The 13,595-nt window shown below is 62.7% G+C and carries 14 protein-coding genes; 5 read left to right on the plus strand and 9 right to left on the minus strand.

Features of this window, described 5'->3' with window-relative positions:
* Nucleotides 1-10 precede the first annotated feature (10 nt).
* The 3 genes from FEZ59_RS08145 to FEZ59_RS08155 form a co-directional block, all read right to left on the minus strand.
* Nucleotides 11-481: a nuclear transport factor 2 family protein gene (locus FEZ59_RS08145; protein ID WP_019746619.1), complete on the minus strand. Its 471-nt coding sequence runs from the start codon at nt 479-481 to the stop codon at nt 11-13.
* A gap of 130 nt (nt 482-611) precedes the next feature.
* Complete coding sequence (locus FEZ59_RS08150; protein WP_003943506.1) at nt 612-1,286, minus strand: Crp/Fnr family transcriptional regulator; 675 nt, start codon at nt 1,284-1,286, stop codon at nt 612-614.
* Nucleotides 1,287-1,541: 255 nt separating this feature from the next.
* Nucleotides 1,542-1,814, minus strand: coding sequence for a hypothetical protein (locus tag FEZ59_RS08155; protein ID WP_019746620.1), 273 nt, complete (start codon nt 1,812-1,814; stop codon nt 1,542-1,544).
* An 80-nt stretch (nt 1,815-1,894) separates the two neighbouring features.
* Here FEZ59_RS08155 and nth point away from each other — a divergent pair, with 80 nt between their 5' ends.
* From nth to FEZ59_RS08175, 4 genes are read left to right on the plus strand one after another with little or no spacing between them, the layout of a single operon-like run.
* A complete protein-coding gene (gene nth, locus FEZ59_RS08160; RefSeq protein ID WP_172932522.1) occupies nt 1,895-2,680 on the plus strand; it encodes an endonuclease III in 786 nt (261 codons plus the stop codon).
* Between the two features lie 6 nt (nt 2,681-2,686).
* Entirely contained in the window at nt 2,687-3,340 is a 654-nt protein-coding gene (locus FEZ59_RS08165) for a TlpA disulfide reductase family protein (protein WP_019746621.1), read from the plus strand.
* Nucleotides 3,337-4,056, plus strand: coding sequence for a CoA pyrophosphatase (locus FEZ59_RS08170; protein WP_019746622.1), 720 nt, complete (start codon nt 3,337-3,339; stop codon nt 4,054-4,056). The genes FEZ59_RS08165 and FEZ59_RS08170 overlap by 4 nt, the downstream gene beginning before the upstream one ends.
* Nucleotides 4,053-5,243, plus strand: a complete 1,191-nt coding sequence (locus FEZ59_RS08175) for a MarP family serine protease (protein ID WP_019746623.1) — start codon at nt 4,053-4,055, stop codon at nt 5,241-5,243. The genes FEZ59_RS08170 and FEZ59_RS08175 overlap by 4 nt, the downstream gene beginning before the upstream one ends.
* Nucleotides 5,244-5,246: 3 nt before the next feature.
* On the opposite strand, the gene FEZ59_RS08180 is transcribed toward FEZ59_RS08175, so the two are convergent.
* The 3 genes from FEZ59_RS08180 to nhaA are packed head-to-tail and all read right to left on the minus strand — an operon-like array spanning nt 5,247 to nt 7,954.
* Nucleotides 5,247-6,182 carry an alpha/beta hydrolase gene (locus FEZ59_RS08180; RefSeq protein ID WP_019746624.1) on the minus strand — a complete coding sequence of 312 codons (936 nt, stop codon included), beginning with the start codon at nt 6,180-6,182 and terminating at the stop codon, nt 5,247-5,249.
* A gap of 15 nt (nt 6,183-6,197) precedes the next feature.
* The gene (locus FEZ59_RS08185) at nt 6,198-6,707 is read right to left on the minus strand and encodes a phage holin family protein (RefSeq protein ID WP_019746625.1); all 510 of its coding nucleotides are present in this window, start codon (nt 6,705-6,707) and stop codon (nt 6,198-6,200) included.
* Nucleotides 6,704-7,954 (minus strand): Na+/H+ antiporter NhaA, encoded by a 1,251-nt coding sequence (gene nhaA, locus FEZ59_RS08190; RefSeq protein ID WP_003946111.1) that lies wholly within the window; start codon nt 7,952-7,954, stop codon nt 6,704-6,706. The genes FEZ59_RS08185 and nhaA overlap by 4 nt, the downstream gene beginning before the upstream one ends.
* Nucleotides 7,955-8,211: 257 nt before the next feature.
* On the opposite strand from nhaA, the gene FEZ59_RS08195 reads away from it, so the two are divergent.
* Nucleotides 8,212-9,603, plus strand: a complete 1,392-nt coding sequence (locus tag FEZ59_RS08195; protein WP_020968263.1) for an MFS transporter — start codon at nt 8,212-8,214, stop codon at nt 9,601-9,603.
* A gap of 55 nt (nt 9,604-9,658) precedes the next feature.
* Here FEZ59_RS08195 and FEZ59_RS08200 read toward each other — a convergent pair whose 3' ends face one another.
* From FEZ59_RS08200 to FEZ59_RS08210, 3 genes are all read right to left on the minus strand, one after another.
* Nucleotides 9,659-11,344 (minus strand): hypothetical protein, encoded by a 1,686-nt coding sequence (locus tag FEZ59_RS08200; protein ID WP_172932523.1) that lies wholly within the window; start codon nt 11,342-11,344, stop codon nt 9,659-9,661.
* Between the two features lie 135 nt (nt 11,345-11,479).
* Nucleotides 11,480-12,535 (minus strand): AAA family ATPase, encoded by a 1,056-nt coding sequence (locus FEZ59_RS08205; protein WP_019746629.1) that lies wholly within the window; start codon nt 12,533-12,535, stop codon nt 11,480-11,482.
* A 10-nt stretch (nt 12,536-12,545) separates the two neighbouring features.
* Entirely contained in the window at nt 12,546-13,583 is a 1,038-nt protein-coding gene (locus tag FEZ59_RS08210) for an aliphatic amidase (protein WP_019746630.1), read from the minus strand.
* Between the last annotated feature and the right edge of the window lie 12 nt (nt 13,584-13,595).

Genomic DNA, 13,595 nt, shown 5'->3' on the forward strand with positions numbered 1-13,595 from the left:
CATCCTTTCATCACAGACCCAACTCGCTCAGGCCCGGATGATCGTGCGGGCGTGGTCCGGTCGAATCCCAGAAGAACTTTCGCTCGGACTCCGCGATGGGGACGTCGTTGATGCTGGCATGACGGTGGTGCATGAGGCCATCCGCGTCGAATTCCCAGTTCTCGTTGCCGTAGGAGCGGAACCACTGCCCGTCGTGATCGTGCCACTCGTACGCGAATCGCACGGCGATGCGGTCGTCGCCGTGTGCCCACAACTCTTTGATCAACCGGTAGTCCAGCTCGCGGGTCCACTTCTCGGTCAGAAGTTCGACGATTTCGGATCGGCCGGTGACGAACGTCGACCGATTGCGCCACCAACTGTCCGGCGTGTAGGCCAGCGACACCTTGTGCGGATCGCGTGAGTTCCATCCGTCCTCGGCGAGGCGGACCTTCTGGACGGCGGTTTCGTGGGTGAAGGGCGGGATCGGTGCTCGGACGGTCATTGCGTGGCCTCTCGATCGGATTTGTACCTATCGGTACATACTTTACCGATAGGTACAACGAGAGTCCAGGGAATGACTTCGGCCGCCCCCACCGAAGTGGGAGCGGCCGAAAGAGTCGAGAAGGAAGAAACTAGCGCGCGCGACGAGCCAGACGCTCGGAATCCGAGATCAGAACGCTCTTGCCTTCGAGGCGCAGCCATCCGCGGTGTGCGAAATCGGCGAGCGCCTTGTTGACGGTCTCGCGGGAAGCGCCGACGAGCTGGGCGATCTCTTCCTGCGTGAGGTCGTGAGTGACGCGCAGGGCGCCACCTTCCTGAGTGCCGAAGCGCTGCGCGAGCTGCAGGAGCGCCTTGGCCACACGGCCGGGAACGTCCGTGAAGATCAGGTCGGCCAGGGTGTTGTTGGTACGACGCAGTCGGCGGGCGAGAACGCGCAGCAGCTGCTCGGCGATCTCGGGGCGCTGCTGGATCCATGCCTTGAGAGCGTCGCGGTCCATGCTCACGGCGCGAACCTCGGTGACGGTCGTAGCCGTCGAGGTGCGGGGGCCGGGGTCGAAGATGGACAGTTCGCCGAACATGTCGGACGGGCCCATGATCGTCAGTAGGTTCTCGCGACCGTCGGGTGAGCGTCGACCGATCTTCACCTTGCCGGACACGATGATGTACAGGCGGTCACCGGGTTCACCTTCGTTGAAGATGACATGTCCACGGGGGAAGTCGACGGGCTGCAGCTGCTTTGTCAGCGCCGCTACCGCTGAGGGCTCGACTCCTTGGAAGATGCCGGCTCTTGCCAGGACGTCGTCCACGTGCGCTCCTTGTTGGGATTTGTTCGTTTGTGGTGTCATTTTTGCGCTAACTATCTTTGTACCCGCGCTGCGCACAAACCGTCGTACACAGGCTCAGCCCTCATGAGTGAGACACTGTGTCCAATGCAATCTGTGTTCAATGCAACAGGTACGGCATCGAAGTCTACGTCCCGATAGCTCGCGACGAGTGATTGATGCCACGTAAGGGCCGAAAATTCTTCCGGAATCCGCTGCGGTGACTACTTTGTATGGCCGTCAACTTGCCCGTTGTGTCCGGATTTCGCCCAGGCTGGCGCTCTCGGGAGCCTCCGACTGACGGCCCTTCCGCTTCCGGTGGAAGCGAGCGAACGCATGGGGAAACCCATCGCTTGCCAGGCGGGCGACGTCGTCGTGACTTGCCTGATCGAGGAAGTCTTCTACTTCGTGCTCTTGAACCGAGAGCCGACGCAATCGCCCTTCGACTCGTTCCATCGCCAGGGCAAAGAGCATCAGCAGTAGCGGAAAGAGAATTACTGCGAGTCCTTGCATAGGGGGAAGTAAACACGTCGAAGGTCTCAGAATCGACACGACGGAGTCTCCACTCATGTCGTATCCGTACAGTTGTCTGAGTGCAGACCACCCCGACAGGCAGTTCAGAGCAGCGGAAGAAACCGCGTTCGGGGGGTGCGCAGAAGGAAGAATCACACCTCGGATTGGTACGCCGGGCGCGTCGGATGAATCGCGAGCTCGCTGTGGCTTTCCCGCACGTGTATTGCGAACTCGACTTCACGACTCCGTTGGAACTGGCAGTGGCGACAATCCTGTCGGCGCAATGCACCGACGTCCGCGTCAACATGGTCACGCCGGCGCTCTTCGCCCGCTATCCCGACGCGAAGGCATACGCGGAAGCCGATCGGACCGAACTCGAGGAGTACATCCGCTCCACCGGCTTCTACCGGAACAAGACGACGTCGTTGATCGGACTCGGTCAGGCGCTACTCGAACGCCACGACGGTCAGGTCCCGAACAAGCTCGAAGATCTGGTGAAACTTCCAGGCATCGGACGCAAGACCGCGAACGTCGTGCTGGGCAATGCCTTCGACATTCCGGGAATCACCGTCGACACCCACTTCGGTCGGCTCGTGCGTCGGTGGAAGTGGACCGAGGAAGAAGATGCCGTCAAGGTGGAACACGCCGTCGGGGCACTGATCGAACGTAAGGAATGGACACTGCTCTCGCACCGCGTGATCTTTCACGGCCGACGGGTCTGCCACGCGCGCAAGCCCGCGTGCGGGGTGTGCGTTCTGGCCAAGGACTGCCCGTCGTACGGACTCGGCCCGACCGACAAAACCGAGGCCGCGGCCCTGGTGAAAGGCCCCGAGACCGACCATCTGCTCGCCCTGGCAGGGTTGTGATCGCCGATGACAAGTGCTGGAAGATGGTCTCTCGCTGCGCTCGTGGTCGTCGCGGCTCTCGTCGTGGCGATCTGGCCGCGTGGGGGAGACGACACGGCGCCCACGTCCACGGGTCCGTCGTCGTCCGCGTATCAGCCGCCGACGTTCACTCCGTCGTCGGAATCGCTCGATCAACTCCGTAGCCAGGCCTCACTGGCTCCCTGTCCGACTCCGACGGGCGAAGCTCCGGCCGGCTCGGCGCTGGCCGGAATCACCCTCGACTGCGTGTCAGACGGTCGGCCCGTCGACCTTGCCGCAGCGGTCGGCGGAAAACCGACTCTGCTCAACTTGTGGGCGTACTGGTGCGCGCCATGCGCCGAAGAGCTTCCGTACCTTCAGGAATTCGCGGAGCGCGCCGAGGGCAGCATCAACGTTCTGACGGTGCATTCGGATCCGAATCAGGAGAACGCTTTGACGCGACTCATCGACTACTCGGTGCGTTTGCCTGGCGTCCAGGACGGTGACGGCAAGGTACGGATCGCAGTGGGCGCACCGCCGGTGCTGCCGGTGTCGGTGCTCGTGCGCGCGGATGGAACAGTCGCCAAGGTCTTGCCTCAACCTTTCCGCAGTGCGGACGAAATCGCCGCCGCTGCGGCGCAATATCTGGGAGTCGTCGTATGAGCACACCGGTTCCCGAGTGGTTGCGAGCTGTCGCCAGCACCGAGCCCACCGATCCACACCGGATCAACCCCGTCCTCGAGCGTCGCGCGCCGCGCGGGACCGTGACGCGTCCGGCCGCGGTGCTCGTGCTCTTCGGCGGACCGCGTGAGGCAGACCCTCTCGCCGTCGGCGGCTTGCCGGAGGGCGCAGACGTGTTGCTGACCCAACGGGCGTCGACGATGCGTCAGCACAGTGGACAGGTCGCATTCCCGGGCGGCGCCGCCGATCCGGGCGACGACGGCCCCATCGGCACCGCGCTGCGTGAAGCGCAGGAGGAGACCGGGCTCGATCCGAGCGGAGTTCAGCCGCTCACCGTGCTGCCGGAGATCTTCATCCCGCCGTCGGGTTTCGACGTGACGCCGGTGCTCGGCTACTGGGAGCAGCCGACGACGGTGGGCATTCAGGACGAGGGCGAGGTCGGACGGGTGGCCAGGGTGCCGCTGCGCACGTTGCTCGACCCCGACAACCGGTTTCAGGTTCGCCATCCCCTCGGATACCAGGGCCCGGCGTTCCGCGCCGACGGCATGCTGGTCTGGGGGTTCACAGCAGGAATCCTCGCGGCGCTGTTCACGGTGTCGGGCTGGGAGATTCCGTGGAACTACGAGGACGTGAGAGACCTGGACACAGCGCTGTCCGAGTTCGGTGAAGGTGTCGAGGATTCGGCGGTGCCGCGATGACAGGTTCTCGTTGGGTGGACATCGCCATCGTTCTGGTCGCCCTCATCGCGGCCACGTCCGGATGGCGTCAGGGTGCGGTGGCGTCGGCGTTGGCGTTTGTCGGCGTGATCCTCGGTGCCGTCGCCGGAATTCTGTTGGCGCCACACCTGCTCGTGCACGTCACCGAAGGCAAGCTGCGCATCCTCGCGGGCATCTCGCTGATCGTGGTGTTGGTCATCATCGGCGAAGTCGCCGGCATGGTGCTCGGACGCGCGGCGCGCAGCGGAATGCACAGTCCGACGGCACGATCCGTCGACAGCGTCATCGGTGCGGGTCTACAGGCGGTGGCCGTCGTGGTCGCGGCGTGGCTGCTCGCGATTCCGCTCACTTCTTCGTCGCAGCCGAATATTGCCGCCGCTGTTCGTGGTTCGGACGTTCTGGCCAGTGTGGACGAACTGGCACCGCAGTGGCTGCGCCGCATCCCGACGGAGTTTTCGGCGTTGCTCGACACCTCCGGCCTGCCGGACGTCATCGGCCCGTTCGGGCGCACGCCCATCACCGAGGTCGAAGCACCCGACGCGAGCGTTCTGGCCAGTCCGTTGGCGGCGCAGTTGCGTCCGAGCGTTCTACGCATCAACGGTGTCGCACCGAGTTGCCAGCGCGCGCTCGAGGGATCCGGATTCATCGTCGCTCCCGAACGCGTCATGACCAACGCACACGTGGTTGCCGGAACCGAGAGCATCACGGTGGACACCATGGAGGGCGCGCTGCCCGCGCAGGTGGTTCTCTTCGACTCCGCCGTCGACATCGCGATTCTGGCGGTTCCCGGACTGGACGCACCGGTGCTGCCGTTTGCTCCGGAGCAGGCTCAGACCGGCGACAACGCGTTGGTGCTCGGTTACCCCGGCGGCGGTCCGTACACGGCCAGCGCAGCCCGCGTTCGTGAGGTCCTGAACCTGAACGGACCGGACATCTACAAGGCCGGAACCACTCAACGTGAGGTCTACACCGTCCGCGGATCCATCAGGCAGGGCAACTCTGGTGGGCCGATGGTCGACGATCAGGGGCGCGTCCTCGGCGTCGTGTTCGGTGCTGCCGTCGACGACAGCGACACCGGATTCGTCCTCACCGCCCAGGAAGTATCGCGCCAGTTGAACGCGGCTGCCTCGGCGTCGACGCCGGTGCCGACAGGCGCCTGCATTCTGTAGCGGTCACTTCTCTGTAAGGAGGAAGTCCTCGAGTTCGCGGTTGACGCGCTCGGGGGCTTCCTGATGCGCGTAGTGACCAACTCCGGCAATGGTGCGCAGTTTCTCGCCGGGAGCCCAATGCTTGTCGCGTCGCACGGTACGGGTGAGCACGTACGGGTCGAGTTCGCCGTGAATCTGGACGATCGGAATGCGAAGAACCTGATCCATCAAACGCATGAAACGACGACCCTCGGGCCGGAGCTGGCTGCGGAAGGCCCAGCGCTGGTACTCCAGCGTGGAATGCGCGACGCCCGGGATCCGGATCGCGGCCCGCATCTTGGTCATCACGTCCGCGAACTCGGGTTGCTGCGGCCAGGTGGGGCCGGACCGCGAGCGAACCAGACGCTCCACCTCGGCGCCGTTGTCGGCCGTCAACCGACGTTCCGGGCGTAGCGGTACCTGATAGGCCAGGAACGAGGGCAAAAGCGCGCGGCGCTGATATGGGTCGCGCACGACTGCTTTCTTGAGTGCCATCGGGTGTGGCGACGAGATCAACGCGATCGACCGCACCAGGCGTGGATGCAGGAGCGCGGTCGCCCAGCACACCAACCCGCCGTCGGCGTGACCGATCAGCGTGGCCTTGCCGTAACCCATCGCACGAATGAGACCGGCTACGTCACCGGCGAGCGTCCAACCGTCGTAGCCGCGAGGGGGCTTGTCGGAATCGCCGTACCCACGAAGATCCATGGCGACGACGCGGAATCCCTGCTCCGACAGTGCCGTCAACTGATGGCGCCAGGACCACCAGAAATCGGCGAATCCGTGCAACAGGACCACCAACGGAGCATCCGGCTCCGCGTCGCCTACCTCGACGACGTGAAACCGGATGCCGTTGGCGTGAATGTCCCGGTGAATCCAGGGGCCGTCGAACCTGACGGTGGATGGATCTGGGGCTGCCACTTTCGATCAGACTCGCTACCGGCGCGCGTTGAAATCGACAGACGGCTTTGCGTCGTCATGGCTGCCGGGAAGGACGTTCTTGGCCTGCTTGAGCGATTCGATCGTCTTCTCCGGAGCCCTCAGCTTGCGCACACGCAGATAACCGAGCAGCGCCAGAATCGCGGTGGTCACCACCATGATCAGGAAGACGATGAGGAACGCCAGCCAGCGCGGCACCCAGGTATCGAGCATCTCGGCCAAGAAGAAAAAGAAGAAGAACGAGCTGAACAGCAGAACCGTGAAGGCCAGGATGAAGAAGACACTGCCCTGCAGACCCTTCTTGACCTCGCCCGTGACCTCGGCCTTGGCAAGTTCAACCTCGGCGCGCACGAGGGTGGAGACCTGTGCGGTCGCGTCCTTGACGAGGGCCCCGATGGTGGCCTCACCCGGCGTGCGGGCGTCCACATCGGTGAGAGGGATGGACGAGACCGTGTTCGGTACTCCATCTCCGGTGAAGCGCTGGCTCTCTCCGTTGGTCAAGCTCACTTGTCGACCTCTCCAGGTAGTTCTCTCGCGTCCGTGGCAATGGCGGTGGAAGCGTCGTCTCGAGCCGCATGAACTCGTCCACGTCGCCACAGCAGCGCTGATCCGATCAGCGATGCCACCAACGATGTCACGAGAACTGCGGCCTTCGCTATCTCGGCCTCGCTGCCATCGCCGACCCCGTCCAATGCGAGGTCTGCTACAAGCAGGCTAACGGTGAACCCGATGCCACCGAGAACTGAGAGGGCAAACATGTCTCTCAATTCCAGTGTCTTGGGCTTGGTGGCTATGCCCAATTTGATCGCGAGCAGGGAAATTCCGAAGATTCCGACGGTCTTTCCGACCAGAAGGCCGACGACAACCGATTGCCCGACGGGGTCGGTGAAAATGTCGCCGAGTACCGCGGCGTTGATCGGAACACCGGAGGCGAACAGTGCGAACACGGGGACGCAGAAGCCTGCGGAGTACGGCTGAATGCGGTGCTCGAGGCGGCTGCCCGGCGCGTATTCCTCGTCCGGATCGCGCCTGACACGGGTGAGTAGGCCGAGCGCGACGCCCGCGAGTGTGGCGTGTATCCCCGCTTCGTGCATCGCGTACCAGGTCAGTAGTGCCAGCGGGACGTAGAGGAACGGCGTCGTGATGCGCTTGTGCTGGGCGTAGGCGTAGACAGCGAGGGCTGCGGCCGCGGTCAGCAGCCACAACATCGCGAGGGAGCCGGTGAACAGTACGGCGATGAGGATGATGGCGAGCAGATCGTCGACGACGGCCAGGCTGAGCAGGAAGACTCGGGCGCTTGCGGGGATCTTCGATCCGGTGAGAGCGAGCACGCCGAGGGCAAAAGCGATGTCCGTCGCGACGGGAATGGCCCAGCCCTTGTCCATACCTGGAGTGCCGAAGCCGATGGACGCCGCGATGATCGCGGGGACCAGGACGCCGCCGCACGCCGCGATGATCGGGAGCATCGCGGCTTTGCGGTCCGCGAGCTCGCCGACCACCAGTTCGCGTTTGAGTTCGAGGCCGGCGACGAAGAAGAAGACGGCAAGCAGTCCGTCTTGCGCCCAGGTGCCAAGGCTGAGGTCCAGATGGAGTGCAGACGGGCCGATCTGGAAGTCGCGCAGTGCGATGTAGCTTTCACCGAAAGGTGAGTTCACCCAGATCAGAGCGACGGCAGCGGCGATGAGCAGTATCGATCCGCCCACCGTTTCGGTGCGGAGATAGCGGGACAGTTCGGAACGCAAAGTGGAGATCACGCGTGGGGACGACCTTTGTTCGTGCACCCGAGTTCGGATGCAACAGACATGAACGTGATCGACGTTGTAAAGCATCGAATGCACGTGCCGACCAGACTTCCCGGCTCACCTTTACGGGATTTTATCGCGGATTGCTCGCTGAGCCGAATTAGCGAACCGAATTTGCGCCGGAAAACCCCGCGGGTGTTCAATTCCTACTGATTGGGACACCATCCCACCAATTGGACAATTTTCGTATAACGGCGCAGGAGCATGTTTTGAGCACGTCAGTCAGTGAGAACCCACCCAAGCCGGAGGGCGGCGACGCAGATACCGTCGCCGGAGTGCCGCGCAGCCGAATCGTGGTTGCCAGCATGGTGGGTACGTCCATCGAGTTCTACGACTTCTACATCTATGCAACAGCGGCAGTATCGGTGTTCCCGCACCTGTTCTTCCCGAAGGGCAACGACACCACCGCGCTTCTCGCGTCGTTGGCGACGTTCGGACTCGCGTTTGTCGCCCGTCCCCTCGGCTCGATTCTCTTCGGACACTTCGGTGACCGCGTCGGACGCAAGGCAACTCTGGTCGGCTCGCTGCTGACGATGGGCATCGCGACCTTCCTCATCGGACTGCTGCCCACTTATCACCAGATCGGTCTACTGGCCCCGGCGCTGTTGGCGCTCATGCGTTTCTGCCAGGGCCTCGGACTCGGCGGCGAATGGTCTGGCGCGGCTCTGCTCGCGACCGAGACGGCCAAGGAAGGCAAGCGGGCCTGGGCGGCGATGTGGCCGCAGCTCGGTGCACCCATCGGCTTCTTCATGGCCAACGGACTGTTCCTGATCATCACGTTGTTCATGAACCACGACAATTCCAGCCCGGACCTCGAAGGTGCCTTCCTGAGCTGGGGGTGGCGAATTCCGTTCCTGCTCAGCGCAATCATGGTGATGATCGGCCTGTACGTCAGGCTCAAGCTCGAAGAGACCCCGGTGTTCGCGCGCGCAGTCGAGCGCGGCGAGAAGGTCAAGACCCCGGTCGCCGAGGTATTCAAGACCAGCTGGCGTCAGCTGATCATCGGTACGTTCGTGATGCTCGCGACGTACACGCTCTTCTACATCATGACCACCTGGGTGCTCAGCCACGGAACCGGCAAGACGGCGGCCGACGGTGGAACGGGCGCAGGCTTCAAGTACACCGATTTCCTTGTCCTGCAGCTCATCGCAGTCGTGTTCTTCGCTGCTGCCGTGCCGGTCTCGGGTTGGCTCGCCGACCGCTACGGGCGTCGTATCACACTACTGATCATCACCGGCCTGATCATGGTGTTCGGCTTGACCTTCGGCGTGTTCCTCGAACCGGACGGAATGAACGACGGTCGTATGTTGGCGTTCCTCATCGTGGGCATGCTGCTCATGGGCCTGACCTTCGGACCGATGAGTGCCGTTCTCCCGGAACTCTTCCCGACCAACGTCCGCTACACGGGCTCGGGAATCGCGTACAACACGGCCAGTATTCTGGGCGCTGCGGTGGCGCCGTTCATCGCCGTCTACCTCGCGAAGAACTACGGCGTCGGCTGGGTCGGCATCTATCTCCTCGTAGCTGCGACGCTGACTTTTGTTGCGCTGCTGGTCATGCGCGAGACAAAGGGTGAGTCGCTAGACGATGTAGGGGCATAACCCTGCTGTGCGCCTTTATTAACCCCCGGCGGTTAATAAAGGCGCACAGCAGTTGTCAGGGAAGCTGAGCAGGCAGGACGTGCTCACCGGTCTTGTCGGTGCTCAAGGCCAAGGAACTGATGTACTGCTTCTCGCCGTTGGGGCCGGGAACGTTCGACGCGAGCATGTCGGGTCGCTCGAACTCGATGCCGCTGACGCAGCACAGAAGCGTTTCACCCGAGGGGTTCCCGTACTCGTCGAACATCGGCAGATCGATGCCGTCGTCGGTGCGCCGCAGGTAGTACTTGCCCTTGGTGGCGACGGCGAGGACCGGCGGCATCACCAGTGCGATGACGATCGCGACGATCGGGGAGAACGGCTTGATCGCCGAACCGAATGCGCCGAAGAACACCAGGATCGAAATGCCCGCGGCCAGCAGCATCGACACGAAGCCGACAGGGTTGACGTCGTAGAGCATCCCGCGTCGGAACTCGGGGACCTTCGGGGAGAGCTTCAACCAGTACTTGTTGATCGCGATGTCGGAGGCGACGACCACGACCCAGGCGATACCGCAGTTGGCGTAGAAGCCCAGGATCGTGTTGAGGAAGTCGAACATGTTGGCTTCCATCAAGATCAGTGCGATCGCCAGGTTGACCAGAACGAAGATCATGCGTCCCGGGTAGGTCTTGGTGACGCGGGTGTACGAGTTGGTCCAGGCCAGTGAGCCGGAGTACGCGTTGGTGACGTTGATCTTGATCTGGCTGATGACCACGAGGATCACGGCAAGGGTCATGGCCAGCCAGTGCGGCATCATGTCCTGGTAGATCTCGAGAAACTGGTGCACGGGCTGGTTGGCGATCGAAGATCCGTCGACGACGTTCGCGATGATGTACACGGCGAGGAACAGTCCGACGATCTGCTTGAACGCGCCGAAGATGACCCAGCCGGGTCCCGCGAGAATTACTGCAGCCCACCAACGACGGGTGTTCTCCGGCGTCTTGGGCGGCATGAAGCGTAGGTAGTCGATCTGCTCGGCGATCTGTGCGATCAGCGACAGGCAGACACCCGCGGCCAGCATCACCGATCCGAAGTTGACGCCCTTGCCGTTTGCGCCGTCCTCGCCGCCGAAGGCGAAGAACGCGCTCACCGAATCTGGGTGCTTGAACAGCAGATACAGGAACGGCAGCACCATCATGACGAGCCACAGAGGCGTCGTCCACACTTGGAGCTTTGCCAGAGCCTTCATTCCGTAGATGACAAGTGGAATGACCATCAGGGTCGAGACCGCGTATCCGATCGAGAGTGGGATCCCGAGCCCCAGGTTCAAACCCTGGGCCATGATGGAACCTTCGAGCGCGAAGAAGATGAAGGTGAACGTCGCGAAGATGACGTTGGTGACCACGGAGCCGTAGTAGCCGAAACCGCTTCCGCGCGTGATCAAATCGAGGTCGATGTTGTATCGTGCGGCGTAGTAGGCGAGTGGGAAGCCGGTGGCCATGATGACGACGGCAAACACGGCGATGCCCAGCAATGCGTTACCGGTGCCGTAGGAGATGCCGATGTTGGCGCCGATCGAGAAGTCTGCGAGATACGCGATTCCGCCGAGTGCGGAGGTCGCGACGACGCCGGTTCCCCATTTGCGGTAGCTGCGTGGCGCAAATCGGAGGGTGTAGTCCTCCAGAGTCTCCTTCAGTGCGGCGTTCTCACCGAGATCTGCCCTGTCCGGTGCGCCGGCGGACACCTGCTCGTTCACTGCTGTCATGACGTCACTTCCCCTGGGTGCCTGTGCATGTGCACTTTGTGGTGCAGGCACCCAACCTAGGGAGGTGGCGTTACGCGGACATGTTTGAAATGTGTCGCCCACGTTGCGGATTCGATCCGCAACGTGAGCGAGCACTCATGGGACTTTCTTTACCTGTATCTGATCACCAACTGCCCGCGCCTGCAAGGCGAGTGGCTGCGTCCCGACTGGTCGTAGGTCGAGAACGGCGGCGGCCACCGGGTCGGCCAAGACGTTTCGGATGGTCCGGCGCAGGCCACGTGCTCCGTACACCGGATCGAATCCGCGCCGTTGCAACAGAGCGACGGCGCTGTCGTCCACGTCGACGTCGACGCCTCTCCTGGCCAACCGAGTCGTGATCAGTTCGATCTCGAGCCGGGTCACTTGTTCTGCGGTCTGTTCGTCGAACTCGTCGAGGATCACGGTTTCGTCGATGCGGTTGAAGAACTCGGGGTCGAAGAACTTCTCGAGAGCGCGCTGCACCAAGTGATGACCATGGTGTGGTCGATCGATCCGGACGCGATCGGCGAGCTGCCGCACCCGGGACCGTCGACGTTCCGCCACCGCAGCAGAACCGAGATTCGAGGTCAGGAACACATAGCTGTTGCGGAACGAGATCTTCTGCTGACCGTTCGCCAACCGGAGTTCGCCGTTGTCGAGGACCTGCAGGAGCGCACGTAGAACGGTGGGGTCGGCCTTCTCCACTTCGTCGAACAGGACGATTCCGGGGGTGTACGGATCGCCCTCGACGGTGTTCTTGTCGAACAGTGTGAAGGACTCCTTGCTGCCGGCGTACCCAGGCGGAGCCCCGGAGAACGACGCCGCATAATGCTCTTGAGCAAGAGCATTCATGTCGATGCGGCACAGATCGTCGGGCCCGGACCGTAGTTCCGCGGCCACGCGCCGCACCAACTCCGTCTTGCCGACGCCGGTGGGGCCGACCAGAAGGATGTTGGCGAGCGGACGCGTCGGATCCGTGGCACCGACATGCGCGATCGAAATCGCCCGAACCACTGCGTCGACGGCGGCCTGTTGTCCGACGATCTTGGAACTGAGGGCTTTCGAGAGCTTGCGAGCGTCGAAGGCCCCGACCGGTACGGGTTCGGATCGTTCCTCGGCTGGTGGCGGTGCTGCACTGTTCCGGTCATGGAGCATGTCGGTGATATACGGCACAGCGAGATCCTTAAACTTCGATTGTCTTCTCGACCGGCAGGTTTCCGACGCGGCAGTCCGCCACGCCCACTGTGTCTCGGGTGATCGCCTCGACGCGTTCCTGAGCCTTCTGGGCATCGGTGACCCACAGCTTGTAGAACTCGAACGGGCAGTCCGCGACGCCCTTGTCTCCGTCACCTGCTGCGTGGACACCGGAGTATCCGCGGTGGAGGAGCTTGAAGATGTGGTTCTGGGACTGATCGTTCTCGCGTGCGTCGCGAATGGCTGAGACGGACAACTGCGCGTACTGGATTCCATATTCCTCCTCGCCGGTCTCACCCAACGTCCGACCGTCGAACCCGATGATCGCGGAGTGTCCGAAGTAGGAGTAGACGCCGTCGAATCCGGCCGCATTGGCAACTGCCACATAACAATTGTTGGCCCAGGCCATTGCCTTGGACATCATCACCTGCTGGTCCTTGGCGGGGTACATGTAGCCCTGGCAGCGGACGATGAGTTCTGCACCCTTCATCGCGCAGTCACGCCAGATCTCCGGGTAGTTGCCGTCGTCGCAGATGATGAGTGAGATCTTCAGGCCCTTGGGACCCTCGGATACGTACGTGGTGTCGCCGGGGTACCAACCTTCGATGGGGCACCAGGGCAGGATCTTTCGGTACTTCTGAACGATTTCGCCCTTGTTGTCGATGAGAATCAACGTGTTGTACGGCGGCTTGTTCGGGTGGTCTTCGTGCTGTTCACCGGTGATGGAGAAGATTCCCCAGGTATCGGCCTCGCGGCAAGCGGCGGAAAAGATTGCGGTCTCGTCACCGGGGATGGTTGCCGCTGTCGCATACATCTCCTCTTCGTTGTACATGATTCCCTGCGTGGAGTATTCGGGGAATACCACCAGATCCATTCCGGGGAGTCCGGTCTTCATGCCGATCATCATGTCGGCGATCTTGCGCGCGTTCTCGAGAACTCCGGCGCGATCGTGCAGGCGGGGCATCTTGTAGTTGACTACTGCTACGCCGACCGTGTCGTTGCTCGAGGAGATGTCACCGTGTCGCATTGTCTTTCACTC

Source organism: Rhodococcus sp. MS13 (assembly GCF_013277835.1).
Lineage (GTDB): Bacteria > Actinomycetota > Actinomycetes > Mycobacteriales > Mycobacteriaceae > Rhodococcus_F > Rhodococcus_F erythropolis.

Coding starts and splice junctions, on each gene's coding strand:
- FEZ59_RS08175 (WP_019746623.1), top strand. CDS start 4,053: ATGACAGGTTCTCGTTGGGTGGACATCGCCATCGTTCTGGTCGCCCTC.
- FEZ59_RS08145 (WP_019746619.1), bottom strand. CDS start 481: ATGACCGTCCGAGCACCGATCCCGCCCTTCACCCACGAAACCGCCGTC.
- FEZ59_RS08155 (WP_019746620.1), bottom strand. CDS start 1,814: ATGCAAGGACTCGCAGTAATTCTCTTTCCGCTACTGCTGATGCTCTTT.
- FEZ59_RS08200 (WP_172932523.1), bottom strand. CDS start 11,344: ATGACAGCAGTGAACGAGCAGGTGTCCGCCGGCGCACCGGACAGGGCA.
- FEZ59_RS08210 (WP_019746630.1), bottom strand. CDS start 13,583: ATGCGACACGGTGACATCTCCTCGAGCAACGACACGGTCGGCGTAGCA.
- FEZ59_RS08165 (WP_019746621.1), top strand. CDS start 2,687: ATGACAAGTGCTGGAAGATGGTCTCTCGCTGCGCTCGTGGTCGTCGCG.
- FEZ59_RS08170 (WP_019746622.1), top strand. CDS start 3,337: ATGAGCACACCGGTTCCCGAGTGGTTGCGAGCTGTCGCCAGCACCGAG.